The sequence below is a fragment of the Roseibium porphyridii genome (genome assembly GCF_026191725.2).
GTDB lineage: Bacteria > Pseudomonadota > Alphaproteobacteria > Rhizobiales > Stappiaceae > Roseibium > Roseibium porphyridii.
On sequence record NZ_CP120863.1, the window covers coordinates 1,696,380 to 1,715,887 of the forward strand.

The 19,508-nt window shown below is 56.2% G+C and carries 11 protein-coding genes; 6 read left to right on the forward strand and 5 right to left on the reverse strand.

Annotated features, from left to right (window positions below):
• The first annotated feature begins 196 nt into the window (after positions 1-196).
• Positions 197-970: an inositol monophosphatase family protein gene (locus K1718_RS07895; protein WP_265683563.1), complete on the forward strand. Its 774-nt coding sequence runs from the start codon at positions 197-199 to the stop codon at positions 968-970.
• Here K1718_RS07895 and K1718_RS07900 read toward each other — a convergent pair.
• Entirely contained in the window at positions 957-1,883 is a 927-nt protein-coding gene (locus tag K1718_RS07900) for a choline/ethanolamine kinase family protein (protein ID WP_265683566.1), read from the reverse strand. The two genes, K1718_RS07895 and K1718_RS07900, sit on opposite strands and share 14 nt — an antisense overlap.
• Before the next feature lie 11 nt (positions 1,884-1,894).
• Positions 1,895-4,312, reverse strand: a complete 2,418-nt coding sequence (locus K1718_RS07905) for a GcvT family protein (RefSeq protein ID WP_265683568.1) — start codon at positions 4,310-4,312, stop codon at positions 1,895-1,897.
• 137 nt (positions 4,313-4,449) lie between these two features.
• On the opposite strand from K1718_RS07905, the gene K1718_RS07910 reads away from it, so the two are divergent.
• The 5 genes from K1718_RS07910 to K1718_RS07930 all read left to right on the forward strand — a co-directional run bounded on the left by K1718_RS07910 (position 4,450) and on the right by K1718_RS07930 (position 16,215).
• Entirely contained in the window at positions 4,450-5,205 is a 756-nt protein-coding gene (locus K1718_RS07910; RefSeq protein WP_152500419.1) for a DeoR/GlpR family DNA-binding transcription regulator, read from the forward strand.
• Positions 5,206-5,741: 536 nt separating this feature from the next.
• Positions 5,742-5,972 (forward strand): EF-hand domain-containing protein, encoded by a 231-nt coding sequence (locus tag K1718_RS07915; RefSeq protein WP_209006867.1) that lies wholly within the window; start codon positions 5,742-5,744, stop codon positions 5,970-5,972.
• 569 nt (positions 5,973-6,541) lie between these two features.
• Entirely contained in the window at positions 6,542-6,829 is a 288-nt protein-coding gene (locus K1718_RS07920; RefSeq protein ID WP_265683572.1) for a hypothetical protein, read from the forward strand.
• A gap of 297 nt (positions 6,830-7,126) precedes the next feature.
• A complete protein-coding gene (locus K1718_RS07925; RefSeq protein WP_265683574.1) occupies positions 7,127-15,097 on the forward strand; it encodes a DUF5801 repeats-in-toxin domain-containing protein in 7,971 nt (2,656 codons plus the stop codon).
• Between the two features lie 659 nt (positions 15,098-15,756).
• Positions 15,757-16,215, forward strand: a complete 459-nt coding sequence (locus K1718_RS07930) for a 6,7-dimethyl-8-ribityllumazine synthase (protein ID WP_265683576.1) — start codon at positions 15,757-15,759, stop codon at positions 16,213-16,215.
• Between the two features lie 28 nt (positions 16,216-16,243).
• On the opposite strand, the gene K1718_RS07935 is transcribed toward K1718_RS07930, so the two are convergent.
• Genes K1718_RS07935 through K1718_RS07945 form a run of 3 tightly spaced genes read right to left on the reverse strand, consistent with a single transcriptional unit; the run spans position 16,244 to position 19,507 of the window.
• Positions 16,244-17,020, reverse strand: coding sequence for an SDR family oxidoreductase (locus K1718_RS07935; protein ID WP_265683580.1), 777 nt, complete (start codon positions 17,018-17,020; stop codon positions 16,244-16,246).
• Positions 17,020-18,003 carry a sugar-binding transcriptional regulator gene (locus K1718_RS07940; RefSeq protein ID WP_265683581.1) on the reverse strand — a complete coding sequence of 328 codons (984 nt, stop codon included), beginning with the start codon at positions 18,001-18,003 and terminating at the stop codon, positions 17,020-17,022. Before K1718_RS07940 ends, K1718_RS07935 begins: the two co-directional genes overlap by 1 nt.
• 40 nt (positions 18,004-18,043) lie before the next feature.
• Complete coding sequence (locus K1718_RS07945) at positions 18,044-19,507, reverse strand: FGGY family carbohydrate kinase (protein ID WP_265683582.1); 1,464 nt, start codon at positions 19,505-19,507, stop codon at positions 18,044-18,046.
• Between the last annotated feature and the right edge of the window lies 1 nt (position 19,508).

Genomic DNA, 19,508 nt, shown 5'->3' on the forward strand with positions numbered 1-19,508 from the left:
GAATTTTGCCAATGCGGGACTGCCCAGGCATCACCCCCTCAGCAGATGCCATCTCGGCACAACACCTTCTTAGACTGCCAGCATAAATCAACAAAAAGCAACATATGGCTTCAAATTTTGTCGGTTTTGGATACATTTTGAGCATAAAGCGATCATTCGTTAGTCAATAATCGTCGGAAATGCGGAGAAGCGCGGAATGCCGGATCTTTCGAACAGGTTGGAAAAGGCCTTGGCGATGACTGAAGAGGCTGCAGCAGTCAGCCTTTTTTATTTCAGGAAAAATCCTAAGACCGAAACCAAGGCTGATTTGAGCCCTGTCACCCAGGCAGACAAGGCGACAGAAAGATCTCTCAGGGACAGCATCCAGCTACATTTTCCTGATGAAGCGATCTTCGGAGAGGAATTCGGACAGACCGGGGAGGCGGCTGCGATGTGGATCATTGATCCAATCGATGGCACGCGTTCGTTCATCGCCGGCCTGCCGCTTTTCGGCATGTTGCTTGGGTTTCTGATCGAAGGCTGTCCGAAGATGGGTGTGATCCGGATGCCGGCACTCGGCGAAGTCTATGCCGGGGGCAAAAACCTTCCGGCCACGTGCAACGGGACAGCCATCCATGTCAGCTCCTGCCGTTCTCTTGCAGAGGCCCACCTGTTCATCAATGAGGGCGACAAACTGGCTCTGTCTGAACCGGAAGCATTTCAGCGCCTCGTTCGTTCGGGACAGCTGCGCAGACTGGGTGCCGATTGTTATCCGCATGCGCTTTTGGCGCGGGGCCATGTCGATGCCGTCGTGGACTACGATTTGCAGCCCTACGATTATCTGCCGGTATCTGCCGTGGTTGAGGCGGCAGGCGGGGTCATGACGGACTGGCAAGGCAATCCGCTGACAATGACATCAGACGGACGCACTGTCACGGCAGCTACTACGGAGTTGCATGCCGAACTTCTGGAGGTGCTCAACCGGCCCTGACGGCAGCAACATGTGACTGAAAGGACGGATCCTGCATCAGTGTCCGGCAACGTTCGAACCGGCCGGTGGCGTAGGCCCAGAAGTCTTCGGCCGGGTTTTCGTCGGCAAGCTGAATAAGCCCCCACAGGGTCCAGAGCAAATCGCACATAGCCTTGTAGATCACAACCCGGCCAGTCTCCGCGGCTGTCGGTTTGCGGCCAAAATAGGCTTCGAGCATTTCCGCATCTTGCGCCGCATTCATTCCAGCCTCAACCGAGAGATCTCCGAGATCCCACAAAGGATCGTTCATGCCGGAATACTCCCAATCGACGATCCACATCCTCTCGCCGTCATCCAGGAAATTTTCGCAAAGAGGATCGCAATGGCAAGGTGCCAGGGGCAGGTTTGCCGCAGCCAGAACCTCACCAATGGGCATTGCGATCACTACCACGTCCTCATACCCGTCCGGCAGGGTGACATCCTTGGTCGATAAAACCTTGAGGTAATCGTCAATCATGGAAAAAAGCTCGAAGCGGAACCGGAATGTTTCGCCCGATGCATGCAGTCTGGCGAGAGCGGCCCCGGCCCGGCCCGGCGATCCGGCACGCGACTTGAAGAGATTGGGGGTCATGGTTTCGATCCCGTCGATCATGCGCGTGATCATCACGCCGGATGCGGCGTCGGCGTAAAGGACATCGGCGGAAACACCGGCCTGGGCTGCAGCGATTGCATTGTGCTTCTCGACGCTCCGATCGATGTATTCTTCGGTGTTTTCGCCCGGAATACGGACGACAACCGACTGATCGTCGAGGTCGACGCGGTGCACGAGATTGGTCAATCCGCCGAGGCGGGTTATCTGCTTTGCCGAGACAATGTCTGCAAATTGCGGCGCGGAGCGCAGTGCCGTGAGCACCTTTTCAGCGTGTTCCGTCATGTTCCCCCCGTTTATCCCTTGAGTGCGCTGTTTTCAGGATCGTAAAGTGGACTGGTGGCCTGTGTGACCGGGTGACGTTCCCCAAAGACTTCCAGACTGAAATCAGTGCGGTTCCAGTGCGCCTTGTCCAGATATCCGCGCACAATTGTCCGTCCGACAGTATACCCATAGCCAACCGAGGTCGCGGACGAGACCACCTGGTCTCCAAGCAGGACGGTTTCTCCTCCTGTCAGTGGCAGATGGTCCTTCGTGACGAACGTGCAAAGCTTGCGTTCGATACCCTTGTTCTTTTGCCTCTCCAGGACCGAACGCCCAAGGAAATCACCTTTCGATTTGAGGTGAACCCTGAAGCCGAGGCCAGCCTCGATGGGGGTATAGTCCGGTGTGACATCGCCGGACCAATAAACATAGCCCTTTTCCATTCTGAGGCTCTCGATCGCCCTGTACCCGACATTCGTTATGCCGTGGGCTTTACCAGCCGCCCAGAGCGTGTCGTAGACATGGGTGGCAAATTCGGTCGGAATATGCAGTTCATAGCCGCGCTCACCGACATAGCCGATACGGGCTGCCCGAAGCGGAGCCGCGCCGACGACGATTTCCTTCATCGTGGAGAAAGGGATCGCCTGATTGGAGACATCGCTTTCGGAGGCAGTCGCCAAAACGTCACGTGAGCGCGGCCCGACAATGTTGATGACCGCATATCCGCTCGTCACCTCGATGATGTGTACTGAAGCGTTTTCAGGCAGATTGCGTTTGATCCAGTCGCTGTCGTGAACGCCGAAACCGGATCCGGTCACCAGATAGAACCGATCCTGATCCAGCCGAATGATCGTTACATCCGCCTCAACGCCCCCACGATCATTGCAAAGCTGGGTATAGATGACCGAGCCGACAGGCTTGTCCATGTTGGAAACAGCCAGCCGTTGCAAGACTGCGAGAGCGTCCGCACCGACAATCTCGAACTTGGAAAAGCTCGACTGGTCAATCAACGCGACCCGCTCCCGGACGACCTTGTGTTCTTCGGCTGCGTATTTTTTCCAGCCAGGATCCAGGAAGTCCAACTGGTCAACCGGTGCCACGCCTTCAGGGGCGAACCAGAGCGGTCGTTCCCAGCCGTTCTTTGAGCCATAGACCGCGCCCTGGTCCTTGAGCGTCTGGTAAAGCGGTGACAATCGCAATTGACGAGCGCTCTCGTGTTCCTGGCCCGGATATCTCTTCTTGTAGTGGTGGGCATAGTGTTCAACCGCGCGCGGATACATGAAAGTGCGAGTTCCGTGGTGTGGCCCGAAACGGCGCACATCAAGCGGCCATAGGTCGAGAGAAGATTGCCCCTCGACAACCCATTCGGCAATCATTTCACCGGCTCCGCCGCCTGCGGCGATGCCGTAGAGAAATCCGGTTGCCATCATCAGATTGTTGAAGCCGGGCTGCCAGCCCATGACAAAATCACCATCGGCGGAATAGGGGATCGGCCCGTTGATGACCTGGCGGATGCCGACCTCGTTGACGACCGGCGTGACCTGGCTGGCCAGATCCGCAAGCGGCAGAAAGCGATCCAGGTTTTCCGGCAGCAACTGACGTACGAAAGCACCTGGAATGCCCCGGTCTCCAAAAGGAAGCGTATCCTCTTCATAGCCACCGATGACCAGCCGACCGGCCACATCCGGCTTGTAATAGACCAGGCGCTCCGGATCACGCAGCGTCGGGAAATGGCCAACTTCGGTGCCGGTCGGCTCGGTGACGATATACTGGTGTTCGACCGCGCAAGCGGGAACGCGAATGCCGAGTTTCGAGCCGAGTTCCCGGCTCCACATGCCGGCTGCAAGGATGATTGTCTGGGCTTCGAACGTGCCTTCACTTGTCTCGACATTCGTGATCCGGCCATTCGAGACAGCAAAGTCGAGCACCTCGACCCCTTGGCGGATTTCAGCGCCCTGGCGGCGGGCTGCACCCGCGACAGCCTGACAAAGCGAAGCCGGGTCGACATAGCCATCAGAGGGAATGAAAGCAGCACCCTCGAGACCGCGCGCCTCAATCAGTGGGAACAGATCCTTTGCCTCGTCAGGAGTTATGATCTGCATTTCCAGCTCAAAGCTGCGCGCCATGGTGGCCAGACGCTTTGCTTCCAGAAGACGTTCCCTTGTCGCGGCAAGCCTGAGCGAACCGGTTTTTTTCCAGTCGAACTGCATGCCTTCTTCGTTTTGAAGCCGGTCATACATTTCAACCGACTTTTTAAGCATACGCGTGGTATTGCGCGATGAGCGCAGCTGCCCGACCAGTCCGGCAGCGTGCCATGTCGCTCCCTCCGTCAAGCCTGCACGTTCCAGGAGAATCACATTCTTTTCGCCCATCCGGGTCAGATGATATGCGATCGAGCATCCGATAATGCCGCCGCCGATGATCAGGTGTTTGGCCGAATGTTGGGTCAATTTGCAGATCCAAATGCTGAGGGACAGCTCAAATCCTAACAAAAATCAACACCACCACAATAGAGTTGTTGAAATTTGTTGAATTCCAAGTGCAAAATAGACTTATTCGACCAGAAACTTTGGTGTAAACAGGCTTCATGTCGAAATACGAAACAACGCTCTTACAGACCGTGGACATGCGTGGCACCGTCAGTGTGCAAGAGCTGTCGCGTCTCCTCGGAGTTTCGGACCAGACCATCCGCCGGGTCTCGCGCCCCCTGGTTGACCGGGGCGCACTGCAGAAGGTGCACGGCGCGCTGGTTTCGACCAAGTCGGCGGCGGATCTGCCATATCTGGCCCGGATGAACCTCAACCGTGAAGCCAAGGTGACGATTGCCGAAGAGGTCGTGAAAATCATCCAGGATGGCGACAGTATCGCAATCGATACCGGATCAACCTCCGGTTTCGTTGCACAGGCACTGCGAAACCGGCGCGAACTCACTGTTGTTACCAATTCGGCCTATGTGGCAAGCACGCTTGCGATGATCCCGGGCAACAATGTCTCCATGGCGGGAACGCAATTGCGGGACCATGACGGTGCATCTTTCGACCGGTCAGCGTTTGACGTCATTGAGCGGATGCAGGTGGACTACGTTCTGCTGTCGGCCTCGCTGGTCGACGCCCGGAAGGGCTTTCTCGTCCACGAGCAATGCGAGGTCGACATTGCAAGCGCAATGCTGGCAAATGCGGCGCGTGCGATCATGGCGGTCGATCACTCCAAATTTGAGCCACAAATGCGCAAGCCGGCGCTCCGTCAGCCAACATTGAAACCCGGCGACTATCTCGTGACCGACAGAGCACCATCTGCGGATTTTGCCGACTTGTTCGCGGATCTGGACATTCGGTTCCCCTGACGACCGGCCACCCTTCACCTGCCTGCCCGCCTTTTACCTACTGTCAGATGTCGTAGATCGCCGATGCGGTCTCAGTTTCCAACAATCAGCTGAGGCTGCGATTGGCTTCTGCTTCGCTGCAGGAACCGCGACGCCTCTGTTGGAGCAATAGTTGTTTCACCTGTTTTCGCTGTAGTCCTTCAAAATCCGCGAGAAAGCCAGGCGGAGGTATTGGATCGGACCATGGCGTGCGCCACTTCAAAGCGCAAACTTCAGGAACCAGTTCCTGTCGCCAGTCGAACTTGAATGGAAACAGAAGGTGAAAGCTGAGCGACCCTAGAAACACTGGGCTCATCATTGGCAAAGACAAACTACAAACAAACCAGACTTGCCGAGATTGACAAAAATTCAAATTAACTGCCGCTCTATGATCATTGTTGTGACCATTTAATACCCCAGCAACATCTAATTGAGGCCGTAAAGTCTGCGCACCTTATGCGGGTGTCTCACCGAGATGTCACCTCGTGGGACGAGAACTAGATAGATGGAGATTACCCATGAAAAAGTCTATGTCCGCAGTACTTGCATTTGGTGCCCTGTTCGTGTCTTCAGCCGCATTTGCGCAAGCCGTTGATTTTGCGACGCTGGATGCAAACCAGGATGGCTTTGTGACGTATGAAGAGATTCAGGCTGCAGGTGCTACACTTGCGGAAGAAACCTACAAAGCAGCCGATGGGAACCAGGACGGCATGTTGGATGAAGCTGAATTCTCAGCGATCCCGCAATAAGCCGTAAAATTGGCAAAGGGGACCGGGATATTCTGGTCAGGCCTCCCAACCTGGTGCCGGTTTCCCTTTGCCACTGGTTCAATCAGGTGCAAGCTGCCAGCTGGCTGTTCGAAGAGTTTCCCTGCAGCAGCGAAAATATTCTGGCACAAGAGCCTGATTGTGAAACGCTGATGCCCAAAGGCATCAGCGTTTCTTTTGCTCGATCATGAGGTGTCGATCGTCGCTTCCTAATAGCGGCATGGTTGTGATGCTAATTGCGAAACTGCTCATGCCTTCAGAAACGGGTCTGACCCGATTGCGAATTTTGTGTGCACTTCCGGTGAAAGAGGAGTGCCCAGATGACGAAGAAACGATTTTCTGGCTTTCACAGCAGCTTGCCGCTCTCGTAGGGATTATTCACCTGGTGCGGCACCGTTAAAATACTGCGCTGCCTGTTTTCCTATCCCCTTTACTTGGGATGTCTCCAGTAGTGTTATTTTGCCACCTTGGCGAAATGCTCAATCGACTTAAATCCAAGATCAACAAAATAGCACCTGACTTGCAATTCTGAGGTTACGAGCGGCAACGTTTTGGCTGCAGTGGCCGGTGTCGGCGGGTTCATTGCCTTTTATGACGGATTGCAATTGCTTACGGACATGCCGGGGCAGAGCTTCTGGCTGAGCATGGAAGCGGCCTTCATCCGCTTCCCCGATGTTCTGGTGTCCACCGGCCTGGCAGCCATCTTCCTTCTCACGATTCTCCTAGGACAGTTTTTCGACGACCGCAGACGAAGGCCCCTGAAAAGGTGGATCGATCGAATAGCGTCCACAATCGGGCTCGGGCTCGTGGTTGCCGCTCTCTATTACGGGGCCAGCTAGATCACTTTCGCGGCAGTCAGCTTTGTTTCCGCGTCCGCACTATTGCGGCTTTGCAGAACCAGTCCGGTGTTTTTGGATCCCGCGATCCGAAATATGCAATTAATTCAGATAGTTGCCTGAAAGTGCTTGTTAGCTTGCCGCTTTTCTAACCTTATTTGGTGGTTGCGCTCAAAATTGAACTCGCGCATTTACCTTTAATAAAGTTAATGAAACGTGGGCTATTTATAAGGGTAAAAAAACTGTAAATGGTGGGAGTAAGACTCTAGTTAAAACCACCAATGTGCAGAGTGCGCAGTAATGAATGAGATCGTGCAGATCGCCCAAGCCAACGTCTCCAACAACGCGAACGACGAGCCAGTAGGTGGGCCTCTGGTTATTGCACATCCTGACGCGCAGCAGAGCATCGTCACGCTTCTTGCGTCCGGCCAGCTGGTTGATTTCAGGCAGATCCTGAGCGAGGACATTTCCTTCATCAGGATCGGCAGCGACCTGCAGATGATTTTTCCTGATGGCGGAATGGTCATCATCCAGAGTTTCTTCGAAGGTGACGCCAATTCGCAAATCGCCCTGGTGGGAGAAGGCGAGACGCTCTCTATCGATGAATTCACGGCGCTCGCCAATCTTCAGTTTGCCGACGAGATTCAGACTGCAGCGGGCGAAACAACCAATCTTGCAACGGCTTTGGGTGGCCCGCAGGGAAGCGGCCAGACCTTTGAAGACGTCTCGATTGGGGACCTCGGCGACGGCTTGGGCTTTGGCGACCTTTTGACGGGCGAAGCGCCAGGCGGCGATGGCGCGGGTACGGACGACCTCTTATCCGGCGAAGGGCCGGAAAGCGATGGCAGCAGCGCGGACGAGACACCGGATTTGCCGAATTCGGCCCCTGTTATTGGCGGTGCGGTTGAAGTCTCGCTCGACGAGGCCAATCTGACCGACGGAACGGATCCCAATGGGGCCGGTAATCTTCCCCTGACGGCCACCGGCGATTTGGGTCTCAGTTTCGGCCAGAACGCCGGAACGATCAACGAGATCAGTCTCTTATTTGATCAGGATAACCTCCCGGCAGATCTGACGTCTGACGGCGTGCCCTTGGAACTGACCTTCTCGCAAAACGTAGCTTCTCCTGGCGGTGAGTTCTTGACCGCGACAAAGACTGACGGTTCGGGTGAAATTGTTTTCACTGTCGAGCTCATCATCACCGGCGATGTTCAGGATTTCGGCGGAGCGTACGAAATCATCCTTTATGAAAACCTGGATCATGACGGTGCGAACCAGGGTACTAGTCTGCCTCTGCTATTCGGCTTCACCGCCACCGATTTCAATGGCGATTCCGCAAGCTCCACACTGACGGTGACTGTGGACGACGATACGCCTGTGATCGCGGGTGATATCCTTGGAATGGTGAGCGAGGAGGCTGACGCGGATACGGACGCGTTTACCCCTGCAACGGCGACCGGTTCGCTTGGTATCAACTGGGGAGCGGACAGTTGGGACGAAGGCCAGGGTACAGTCTCCGATGGCATTGACCGTCAGGTCGCCCTCAACGTCACCGGCGGTGTTGCGGTGGTTACGACCGGCGGCACAGCTTTGACGTCCAACGGGGAAGCGGTTCTTGTTGTTATCAACGGCACGAATACGGACGGTTCGGTCACATCCATCGAGGGCCGCACCGCCGGTGACCGTCTTGTGTTCAGCCTGAGCCTTGATGATGGCTCTTCGGCTTCTGACGAAGGCAACTACAGCTTCACCCTGCATGACAATGTGGACCACCTTGATCAGACCGGCTCTGGCGGTGAGGACGAAAGCGACGCTCTGACACTCAGCGCCGACTTCACCGCAACTGACAGCGACGGCGACAGCATGACCGGCAGTTTCGCCGTCGTCATCAACGACGATGTGCCTGATCCGCAGCTCGTACTTCTGGACTCGACCCCGACGCGTCGTGACCCTAGCCCCGGTACTGTTCGCGTCGATGAGACGTCCGACGGTGAGCAGCACAGCGACAATGTGTTCGATGAGACCACAGGGGAATACGATCAGGATGTGATCGATCTTTTCGCCAGCGTGCTCACCAGTGCTGGTGGTGTTGGCTCCGACGACGACCTTCTTCCATTCGGTCCCATCTATGCACGGGACACCGTGATTGATGTGGACGCGTCGCTCGATGCCGGTGCCGACGCACCTATCCAGGATCAGGCGCTTGAATTGGTGCTGGTGGATGCCGCAGGTGCCGATTCAACGGGTCCGGTTTCGTCCGGCCTCTACACAACGGGTGAAGCAGACACTGGCCCAGGAGAGGAGATCTTCCTCTTTGTGGAAGGCAATCTGATCGTTGGCCGGTATGATGCAATTGGCGCGACTGCGGACGCTAACGACCCGGCCGCTTTTGCCATAGCCATTGAAGATGATGGCAGCATCAGCATTGCCCAGTATGTGTCGCTTTGGCACGACGATCCCGACAGCTCTGATGAAGACATCGCGATTGGCAACGACAGCACGGTTAATCCAGGTTCGGTTTGGGCTCAGCTCACGGTAACCGACGCTGACGGTGATACCGTTTCAACACGCGAGGACATCAGCGACCGGCTTACCTTCGACGATGACGGGCCCGATCCCATTGAACCCAACCCCTTCGATCCTGTTGAAGTTAATGAAGCAGATAGTCTGGAGACCATAGTCAGCGGGCAGCTCCAGTTTGATCCGGGTGCCGATGGCGCAGTCGTAACCAACGCCGCAGTGTTCTCCGATGATGATGGCTTCGTCATCCGCGACAACATTTTTCTTTCCAGCTTTCCGTTGATTGAAGACACTGACTATTTAACGGTCGGCGGCGAACGGGTAACCACCGACGTAAGTACGAACACTGCCACCGGGGTGATAACAATCTTCGGTAAGACGGAGACCTCACTGGAAAACGTCTTTGAGGTCGTGGTTCGGTCGGACGGTAGTTATGATTTCACGCAACTGGCGGCTTTCGACCACCCCGATCCGGGGACAGGCGACAATGATCCCATTGATCTGTACTTGGACTTCACCGTCACCGATGGCGACGGAGATGTTGAAGGAGATCTGACGGATCCGTTAGGGAGCGAATTTTATGAGATCATCCGCATCACCGACGATGGCCCGGAGCTGACAGACGTTGCGGTGACGGCGACGGTGGACGAGGCGGGTGCACCCGTCATATTCGACGACCCCGCGGTGACCAGCGCCGACGGTTTCGGGGCGTCCGTCGCCGTTTTTGAGAACTTTCTGTTGGTAGGGTCGCCGCGCGATGAGCGCAATGGTAGAGATTTCGGCGACCTCCATCTTTTCAATCTGGCCACCGGCGACCTCGTCCACACCTTCGACGGCGCCGGTTTCAGTCGTGGCGGTTTCTTTGGCGGACCGCAGTTCGGCGTTTCTGTCGACATTGAAGAAAACCTCATCCTTGTCGGTGCTCCTTTCGATACCCAGGGCGGGCCCCGTCAGGGCGAAGCTCATTTGTTTGACGCAACGACGGGCAACCTGATCACGAGCTACGATGTGCCGTTGTTCAACGGGGCGTTCCGCCCCGGAGAAGCTCTGTTTGGCTCCGATGTGGCCATATCGGGTAATCTGCTGTTGATTGGCGCCGTCGGGGTTCCTGACGGGGGGACAAGAGGTGGGCAAGCATATCTGTTCGATGCCAGCAACCCGAGCAACCCGGATCCGTCAATTGTCATCAGAAACCCGAACCCTTCGAGAGAAGACCGGTTCGGCGATGCGGTTGACATCGACGGCGATTACCTTGTCGTCTCCGCCCCGAGCAATGGAACGTCCTCTGGCGAAGTGCATCTGTTCGATACCGCCGGCAACCACATCCTGTCCTTTACCGACCCCAGTCCGGTGAACCTGGACAATTTCGGGATTGATGTCGCGATCCAGGGCAATCTCGTGGTGGTTGGCGCGCGAGGGGACGACACCACCGCACTAGATGGCGGCCAGGCCTATCTCTATTCCTTCGATGTTACGGACCCGACAGCACCTACATCCCAGCTGCTTTACACGTTCGATGACCCGAATCCTGTGCAAGGCGGCTTCTTCGGTACTTCCGTCGCCATCGACGGCAACCAGGTCATTGTCGGCGCGTCGGCCCGCGATGCGGGTGGAAATGAAGGCGGCCGCAGCTACGTTTTCGACGCGACGACGGGAGACCTGATCCAAACGCTGGAGGACCCGACGCCGTCCTCATTCGGCAGAGACGACTTGGGTTCATCGGTTTCAATCGACGGAAACACCATCGCCGTCGGTGCGCCGGGAGACGCAACGCAGGGTTCGGAAGTTGGCCAGGTCTATGTATTCCAGGCCGGCGCAGGCTCCTTCATCGCCACCCTTGACCTCACGTCTACCGTCGATTTCGGCGTCGACGGCGGAGGTTTCGCGCTCCAGACGTTTGCAGCGCAGGACTTTGGTGCGCTGACTGCCGGCGGCACTCAAGTGCGCATCGTCTCGGACGGCACAACCATCAGCGGCTTCGTCGACGATGGCACGACCGATCCGGATAACGGCACGCTCGACGATGACGACACAATTCTCTTCACCCTGACGCTCGACGGAACAGACGCTGTCTTCACCTTGCTCCAGCAGTTCGATCACGGCACCGACGACCCGATCGCGCTCGAGCTCGGTCAGTTCATCGACGCCGTCGACGGCGATGGCGACGCAGTCACGCTGACCGGCCTGGTGACGGTGAATGTCGCCGACGACGTACCGGAAATCGTTGCAGCCCGCGTTGAAGACGGCACAATCAACGCGGATGTCCTGCTGACATCCAGCGCTGACGATAACACTATCAGCGGTTCGCTCGGCATCAATTTCGGTGCCGACGACGGCAACAATGGCAGCAACGCGACGGGTGACCGCTCGGCGACGTTCACCGATACAACGACCGCTGAGAACAATGTGACGGTGACCGACGGTTCGGGTACCGGCATTACACTTACGTCGAATGGCGCTACGGTAAGTTTTGACTTCGTGAACGGCACCCTTGTGGGCTACACCGGCGCCGATCCGGATGCCAACCAGGTCTTCACCGTGTCGCTCGACGACACGACGGTCGAATACACATTTACGTTGCTGGCCAATCTCGACACCCTGGCGGTCCCAAGCGCCGCGGCCAATGAGATCAACCTGACATTCAACATCACGGCGACAGACGGCGACGGCGACAGCGCCGCGGGCGAGTTTTCCGTGACCGTGACGCATACCGGGTTGGTGCGGGTGTTCGACGGCACGACGAACGCCCTGAAAGCGACCTACACCACGATCCAGGACGCCATCGACAATGCCGGCACCTTAGATGGCGACACGATCCTGCTCGGGCCTGGCACCTACGATGAAGACGTCACCGTCGACAAGGATTTGACGATCCTTGGCGCTAATGAGGGCGTTTCCGGAGACGATGCGTCGCGCGGCACGGAAAGCGTGGTCACCGGCTCTTTCACCTTTGACACAGGCTCAGAAGACAGCACGATCGACGGTGTACACATACTGCAGGATGCATCGGCAGGTACGACGCCCGGCATCTACGTCGTGGCGGACGACATCACCATCACCAATATGCTGATCGAGCGCACGGGCGGTTTCGCCAATGCGCGCGGCGTGCTTAACGAAACTGGCAACGCAGACGGGCTGGACGTCAGCAATTCAAAGATTTCGGGCTTCACGACCGGCATCTTCCTCAATCCGGGCTCGAATGCAACGATCACCGACAACGTTCTGCAAGACAACTTTGTCGGCCTGGCCAATGACGGTGCCGACGCTGATGCTATTTCCGGCAACAGCTTTATCGACAATGAACTTGAGCAGATCGGCATCGGTGTTGAGACCTCTGGCGCAACAGATGTCAGCGCGATCGTCAGCACAACCAACACCTTCTCCGGCGATGCGCCAGAGGTCAGCATCTACGATAACAGCGCCGGCAATGACGATATCACCGGAACGGGTTTCAACGACCAGGTTACTCTTGGCACCGGCGATGACACGATCGACACCGGTGCCGGCGACGACACGATCTTCTGGACCGTCGGCGATGGCCGCGACATTGTCGATGGCGGCGCAGACACCGACATCTTTGATGTCACCGGCGATGCCTCCGCCGATGAGACCTTCTTCATCGAGACGGTAACCGACTACAACATCCGGACCGGCCTTGGCGGCTTGCTCGATGCCGACACGGAGATCGTGGTGTCGCGCAGCCTGGCCGGGCCGACCGGCGCTTCGACCGTCATCGCCGAACTCGACGGCATTGAAGATATTGACGTCAATGGCCTTGGCGGTGCCGACAACTTTGTTGTGTCCGGCGATTTCACCGGCACTGATCTCGATCCGACGACGATCACGATCAATGGCGGCGGCGATGACGATACCGTCGATGCGTCCGACATGACCAGCAGCCACAGCGTCGTGTTCAATGGCAATGGCGGGGGTGATACTTACCAATCCGGTGCCGGTGACGACTTCTTTGATGGTGGCGAAGGCTCAGACAGCCTCTCCCTGACCGGTGATGCAGCGGACTATGTCCTGACTATAAATGTCGACGGAACAATCACGATCAAGGACACGATCGACAGTCGGGACGGCGCCGACACGATCACAGACAGCGTTGAGGTCATCAATTTCGATGATGTGATGATCACCCTGACACCGCCTGACAGCACCACTTTTCAGAGCTATCTAGACGCCCTTGAGGCGGCGATTGGAAGTGGAGGCGCTTCGTCCGATTATGTGCGTGTTCTCGAAAGTGGTTCCGATTTGCTCGTTCAATTCAATTCAGCCGGTAACGGCTTGGATGCCGATTTTGCGACCGCATACACCCTGGCGGGCGCGGCCGACCCGACCATCGTAGCGTTCGCCACCCTTGGCTTCTCATCTGGAGGCGAGACCTACACGATCAATGATGCCGGTCTGCTGGTGACAGTCTCCGACCCGATCATTCTCGATCTTGACGGCGATGGCACAGAGCTTCTGGGCGGTCCGGTGGCCTTCGATATTGACGCCGACGGAACAGCTGAGACCATCGGCTGGGTTGGCCCAGATGATGGCATGCTGGTGGTCGATCTTGACGGGTCCGGAGCCATTGAAAACGGATCGGAAGTGTTCTCCGAAGTTTTCAACGGTGGTTCTTTTGCGGACTCTCTGGAAGCACTTGCCTCGCTCGATGACAACGTTGACGGCGTGATCGACATTCAAGATGCCGCATTCGGCGACATCAAGGTCTGGCAGGATGCCAATTCCGACGGCATCAGCCAGGCGGGTGAACTGCAGAACCTGTCCGAACACGGCATCTCTTCGATCGACCTCGACGCCGCCAGGGCCGAGCGGACCGTCGACGGCAACACGGTCTTTGCGGAAGGCACCTACACCAAAGTGGACGGATCTGAGGGCGCCTATGCCGGCGTGAGCTTCCGCGCCGCTAACGATGATGTTGCCGACATCGAAGACACCAACCGGCAGTCCGCGGTCATCGCGGCCGGGGTTGCGATAGTGCTCTATACAGCGACCGCGGAAGAGGTTGCAGCAGGCCTTGCTTCTGTCGATATCAAAGGCGATCCGTCTATCGGCAGTGTTGATATCAGCGAAGACTTCACGGTGACCTACACACCGGTTGAAGGATATGACGGCAAGGATGCGGTCGAACTGGAGCTGGTCTTTGCCAACGGCACCACCGTGACGCGCTCGATCGAACTGGATGTCCAATCGGACGAAACGGCTCTGACGACCTCTACCATTTCCGGGAGCTCAGAGGCGCCCGGAACTGTGGCTGACAACACGAACACGTCCGACGATGACGCTGGCGCACCTGAAACTGCGGCCACGGTGACTGTCAGCGGATCCGTCATCACCGGCGACGACGGTCACAACATCCTGGTTGGCACCCACGGTGATGACATTCTCATCGGTGGTCTCGGATCGGACACGCTCACAGGTGGCGCTGGTGCTGACACATTCGTGCTCAATTCCCTGGCGGAAGCCGACATCATCACCGACTACCAGTTCGGAGAAGGCGACAAGCTCGACCTCGGCCAGCTTCTGGCCAATGCCTTTGGTTCAACGGTCGATGCGGCTGAAAACATCCGCGCCCAACGCGGTGAGAATGGTGAGGTTCGCGTCGAAGTCGGCAAGGAAGGAGATCACGCTTGGCAGGAAGTAGCGACCCTTCAGGACCACGCATCGATTGGCGACACCATTCGTGTGGTGCTCGACACCGAGGGGACGGAAACAAACATTACCGTCCACGCGGCTTAAGACGGCATCATGGGCTCCGGAATTATTTGCAACGCTGATCAGTCTCTTCGAGTGGTCAAATTGGATTGTCAATGCTTGCACGAGTCACCACTCGCACCTTTTATGGATCGGATTAGTTCGATTTCGCGGGTTAGAGACGTTTAATTTGCAAAATCGCTCGACGCGTTTGTCTGCCACCTTTCAATCGACAGCTCTGCGTGAAACCGCGGTGCGCCTGACTGCGTCAATCGATCTCCAAATGCTGCTATCGGTTACTAAAGCGTTGCCGTCCGAAGCCAGGAGAGCATCTGGGTCTTAGCCCAGGTCAAATCGATGGATGTGTTTTGGGAGCAAAGGTCAGGGTTTGGAGACAGTAGTGGCAGTTTCCAAACCCATGGTTCTTGCATTCGCAGGCTGGAAAATTGTGGAGTTCAGATCTGTTTCATTTGTTTTGACGAAAACAGTGGCGTGGGCTAGAGGAGGTAGACTCTCAGTGCTGGGTGAAATTTTCCACTGGCGGCAATATACCGCGCGCGCGACCCGGTTCGAGTGAACCAAAAGAAACCGAGGAAATTTAGGGGCTTACGGTGATAGTCTGTATGGGAGAGAATGGTATAATCAAGCATAGGCCTGATTGTTTAGATGCCATGAGATCCTGTAAATTGATAGGTTAGATAACAATGACAAAACCCCCAAAATTCGCCTTTCTTAAAGCGCGCTGGCATGCAGAAATCGTGGATCAAGCTCTCATTGGGTTCCAGAAAAGACTTGATGAGTCCGGCGTAGACGCGGAGATCTCGGTTTTTGACGTTCCAGGCGCGTTCGAGTTGCCGCTGCTTGCGCAAAAGCTGGCGGAAACCGGCGAATATGATGCGATAGCGGCTGCTGCTCTTGTCGTTGATGGCGGCATCTACCGGCATGATTTCGTGGCAGCTGCCGTCGTTACGGGCCTGATGGATGTCGGATTGAAAACCGGCGTTCCTATTCTGTCAGTGTCCCTGACACCACACAATTTCCAGCCAACCGACGACCATATCAATTTCTTCGCTGAGCATTTCGTCAAGAAAGGACGAGAAGCGGCCGATTCCGCCCTGGACATTGTGAAGCTCTATCAGGATCTGGACACACCTGCCGCGTAAGTTGCCGTGTGATTTTTGCCTTTGAGCGTCAGGACATGATTAAGCCGCCGTCCACGTTGATTGTCTGGCCGGTAATGTAGGTGGCGTCCTTGCTTGCAAGGAATGCTACCAGACCGGCCACGTCACTTCCTTCGCCAGCGCGCTTCATCGGGATATTGTTCTGAACCCAGTTCTCCATCAATTCGCCGGGTCCGAAATTGCCAAGCATCTTGCCCCAGATCCGATCGTTGTAGTCCCACATGTCGGTTCGGATGATGCCAGGGCAGATGGCGTTCACCGTGATGGCTTCAAGTGCAACTTCCTTGGCAAGGCTTTGGGTCAGCCCCATAACGCCGAATTTCGAAGCAGCATAATGTGGTGTGTAGATGAACCCGTCACGGGCCTGTCCCGAGGCGGTGTTGATCAACCGTCCACCGTTGCCCGACGCCCGCATGTGGCGGATGGCCTCCTGGCAGCACAGGAAAACACCTTTGGTGTTCACCTCCATCGTCGCATCCCAGTCCTGCTCGGTCAGATCCTCAACCTTGGCTATGGTGATAATGCCGGCGTTTTGAACAGACACGTCAGTCCCACCGAATTCACTCTTGGCAAATTCGTAGAGTGCCGCGACCTGCTCCTTGTCAGTTACGTCGCAGACAAAGCTCCGGGTGTTCGGACCAAGTTTGGTTGCGGCCTCCATCACCTGGTCTTCGACGGAAGCGATGACGACATTCGCGCCCTCGGACACGAAGCGCTCAGCAATGGAATATCCGATCCCTTTGTTGCCACCTGTGATGACCACGCTTTTGCCCGCAAATCTGTCCATTACATCTGCTCCGATAAGGTCTGATCTTGGGCGTCAGATACCAGACGCCCAGCTGTGAATTTGTCTGTCACGAGAAGGTCTATGACACCGGCCTTCAATGCGCCTTGGATGGCGCGGGTTTTGGACTGTCCGCCGGCAAGCGCAATCACCCTGTCGATCCGGGCAAGCTCGTCCAAGGTCATGCCGATGACACGTTCGTCGAGAGGTGTTTTCACCGGATTTCCATCAATGTCGAAGAACCGCAGGCTGACGTCACCAACCCCGCCCGCCTCCTTCACGGCGGCGAGTTCTCGCGTGGAGAATACGTTGCCGCTGCGTGCCAGCATACTGGAAGGTTCTACCGCGCCGATGCCTACAATTGCGAGGGTGACTTTCTCAAAAAGATCCATTGTTTCGCGCACATAGGAGTCCCCCGATAGAACAAGTTTGGCTTCGCGCGATTGTGCAACACCCGGGGCACTCAACAGAGATGCCTCGGCACCTGTGAGCTTGGCCAAGCGGGTCGTGAGTTGGTTGGCGTGGATCTGGACTGTGGGGTCGCCCATGCCGCCGAGTGTCTGCACGACAAATTTCGCCTTGCCGGATTTCATTGGATGAATGTTGTCCACCATCTTTAAAATCGTTTCAGACCAGCTTGAAACACCGATGATTTCGCCTGGCTGCAACGTTGCCTCAACAAAGTGCGCCGCTGCCTCGCCAATCCGCGCCATGATCGCACCGTCTCTGTCTTCTGAACACTCGACGACGATTGCTTCGGACAGACCAAATTTGCTGCGTAGACCCGCTTCCAGATCAGCATAAGTGCCGGAAGGAGCCACAACAGTGGTGCGCACGATTTCCTCTTCCTGCGCACGTTTCAACATTCGCGAAATCGTAGCCTGCGAGATCCTGAGATGATTAGCGATATCGGCTTGGCGTTGATTTTCCACGTGGTACATCTGAGCAACGCGCGCAATCATTCGAAGTTCGTTTAGCCGGGACATTCGGTGGACCTTTTGAGGACAGATAGTGAATATTTATTCACTACAACCGGAGTGTTGTGCGTGCAATGGCATCTCGCCATTCAGCACGTAATTCCTTTCTTTCCCTGTTCGTAATCCCTACCTCGATGGGTTGGTCATGAGACATTAGGCTTCTCAACGCATGCAGATCAGGCCAAAAACCTGTGGCGAGACCGGCAAGGTATGCCGCGCCGACGGCCGACGTTTCAGAATTCTTGCAAGGCGTTACCGGGTGCGAAATCAAGTCGGCCACCAATTGCATCAGGAAGCCGTTTTCGCTCGGGCCTCCATCGACAAAAAGCCTTCCTACATTCTTTCCTGCTTCTAAGATGACATCAAAAATGTCAGCTACCTGATGAGCCATGCTATCTGCTGCGGCCCTGGCGATATGAGCAGGCTCAGACACAAATGACAGGCCGGAGATCAGTGCACGTGCCTGCGCGTCCCAGTGAGGCGCCCCAAGGCCAACATGGGCCGGCACCAGGCAGACGCCATTGGCGCTCTCGACAGTTTGCGCCAGGTTGAGCAGTTCATCCACATTCTCTAAACCCAGGATTTTCGCCGCCCAGGGAAAAACCGACGCACTGACCAGAATGTTGCCTTCAAGAGCATAGGTCGCCTGGCCGTCAAGTGACCATGCGATGGTCGTCGTCAGTCCCTTCGGTGGCAAAACAAATTCAGGGATCGTGGTCATGATCGACGAGCCTGTGCCGAAGGTGACTTTGCCGTCGCCATGTTCGAATGCGCCGTGGCCAAACAGGGCAGCATGTGAATCGCCGATGGCAGAAGAAATAGGAATGCCCTCAGGCAACACGCCAACATCCCGGGTTTCACCAAAGACATGGGCGGAATCCCGAACTTCAGGCAGTGAAGCCGGGTTTACACCGAACAAATTGCAAAGACCGTCGTCCCATTTACCCAGAGCAAGATTATACAGTTGTGTGCGCGCTGCATTTGAACGGTCGGTGGCATGTACGCGACCGCCCGAAAACTGCCAGATCAGCCAGCTGTCCACCGTACCAATACAGATATCTTCGATGCCTGCTGCGTGATGCTCCAGAAGCCAGGCAATTTTTGTTGGCGGAAACAGTGGATCTAGCGGCAAACCGGTGCGTGCGATCACCTCCGTTTCATGCCCCGCTGCTTTCAGGTCTGCACAAATTGCTGATGTTCTGCGGCATTGCCAGGTCAATACCGGCCCAAGTGGCGCACCCGACTTGCGATCCCAAATCAGAATCGATTCACGCTGATTGGAAATCCCGAGGGCGAGTACACTGGCGTCTGGAGCTTGGTCGAGGCATTCCGAGATCGCGTCTTGAGTTGCAGTCCATATCGACAAAGCATCCTGTTGAACCCATCCCGATTGAGGATGCTGGATCGGCACCGGCGCAGTTCCTGAAGCGATTATCTCTCCGGATAGCGACACAAGCACGGCTTTGGAATTCGTCGTACCTTCGTCAATCGCAAGAATGACATCACGCGACACG

Bases quoted from the DNA above. Each gene is read 5' to 3' on its own strand.
- K1718_RS07915 (WP_209006867.1), top strand. From the start codon at position 5,742: ATGAAAAAGTCTATGTCCGCAGTACTTGCATTTGGTGCCCTGTTCGTG.
- K1718_RS07895 (WP_265683563.1), top strand. From the start codon at position 197: ATGCCGGATCTTTCGAACAGGTTGGAAAAGGCCTTGGCGATGACTGAA.
- K1718_RS07940 (WP_265683581.1), bottom strand. From the start codon at position 18,003: ATGTCCCGGCTAAACGAACTTCGAATGATTGCGCGCGTTGCTCAGATG.
- K1718_RS07930 (WP_265683576.1), top strand. From the start codon at position 15,757: ATGACAAAACCCCCAAAATTCGCCTTTCTTAAAGCGCGCTGGCATGCA.
- K1718_RS07925 (WP_265683574.1), top strand. From the start codon at position 7,127: ATGAATGAGATCGTGCAGATCGCCCAAGCCAACGTCTCCAACAACGCG.
- K1718_RS07900 (WP_265683566.1), bottom strand. From the start codon at position 1,883: ATGACGGAACACGCTGAAAAGGTGCTCACGGCACTGCGCTCCGCGCCG.
- K1718_RS07935 (WP_265683580.1), bottom strand. From the start codon at position 17,020: ATGGACAGATTTGCGGGCAAAAGCGTGGTCATCACAGGTGGCAACAAA.
- K1718_RS07910 (WP_152500419.1), top strand. From the start codon at position 4,450: ATGTCGAAATACGAAACAACGCTCTTACAGACCGTGGACATGCGTGGC.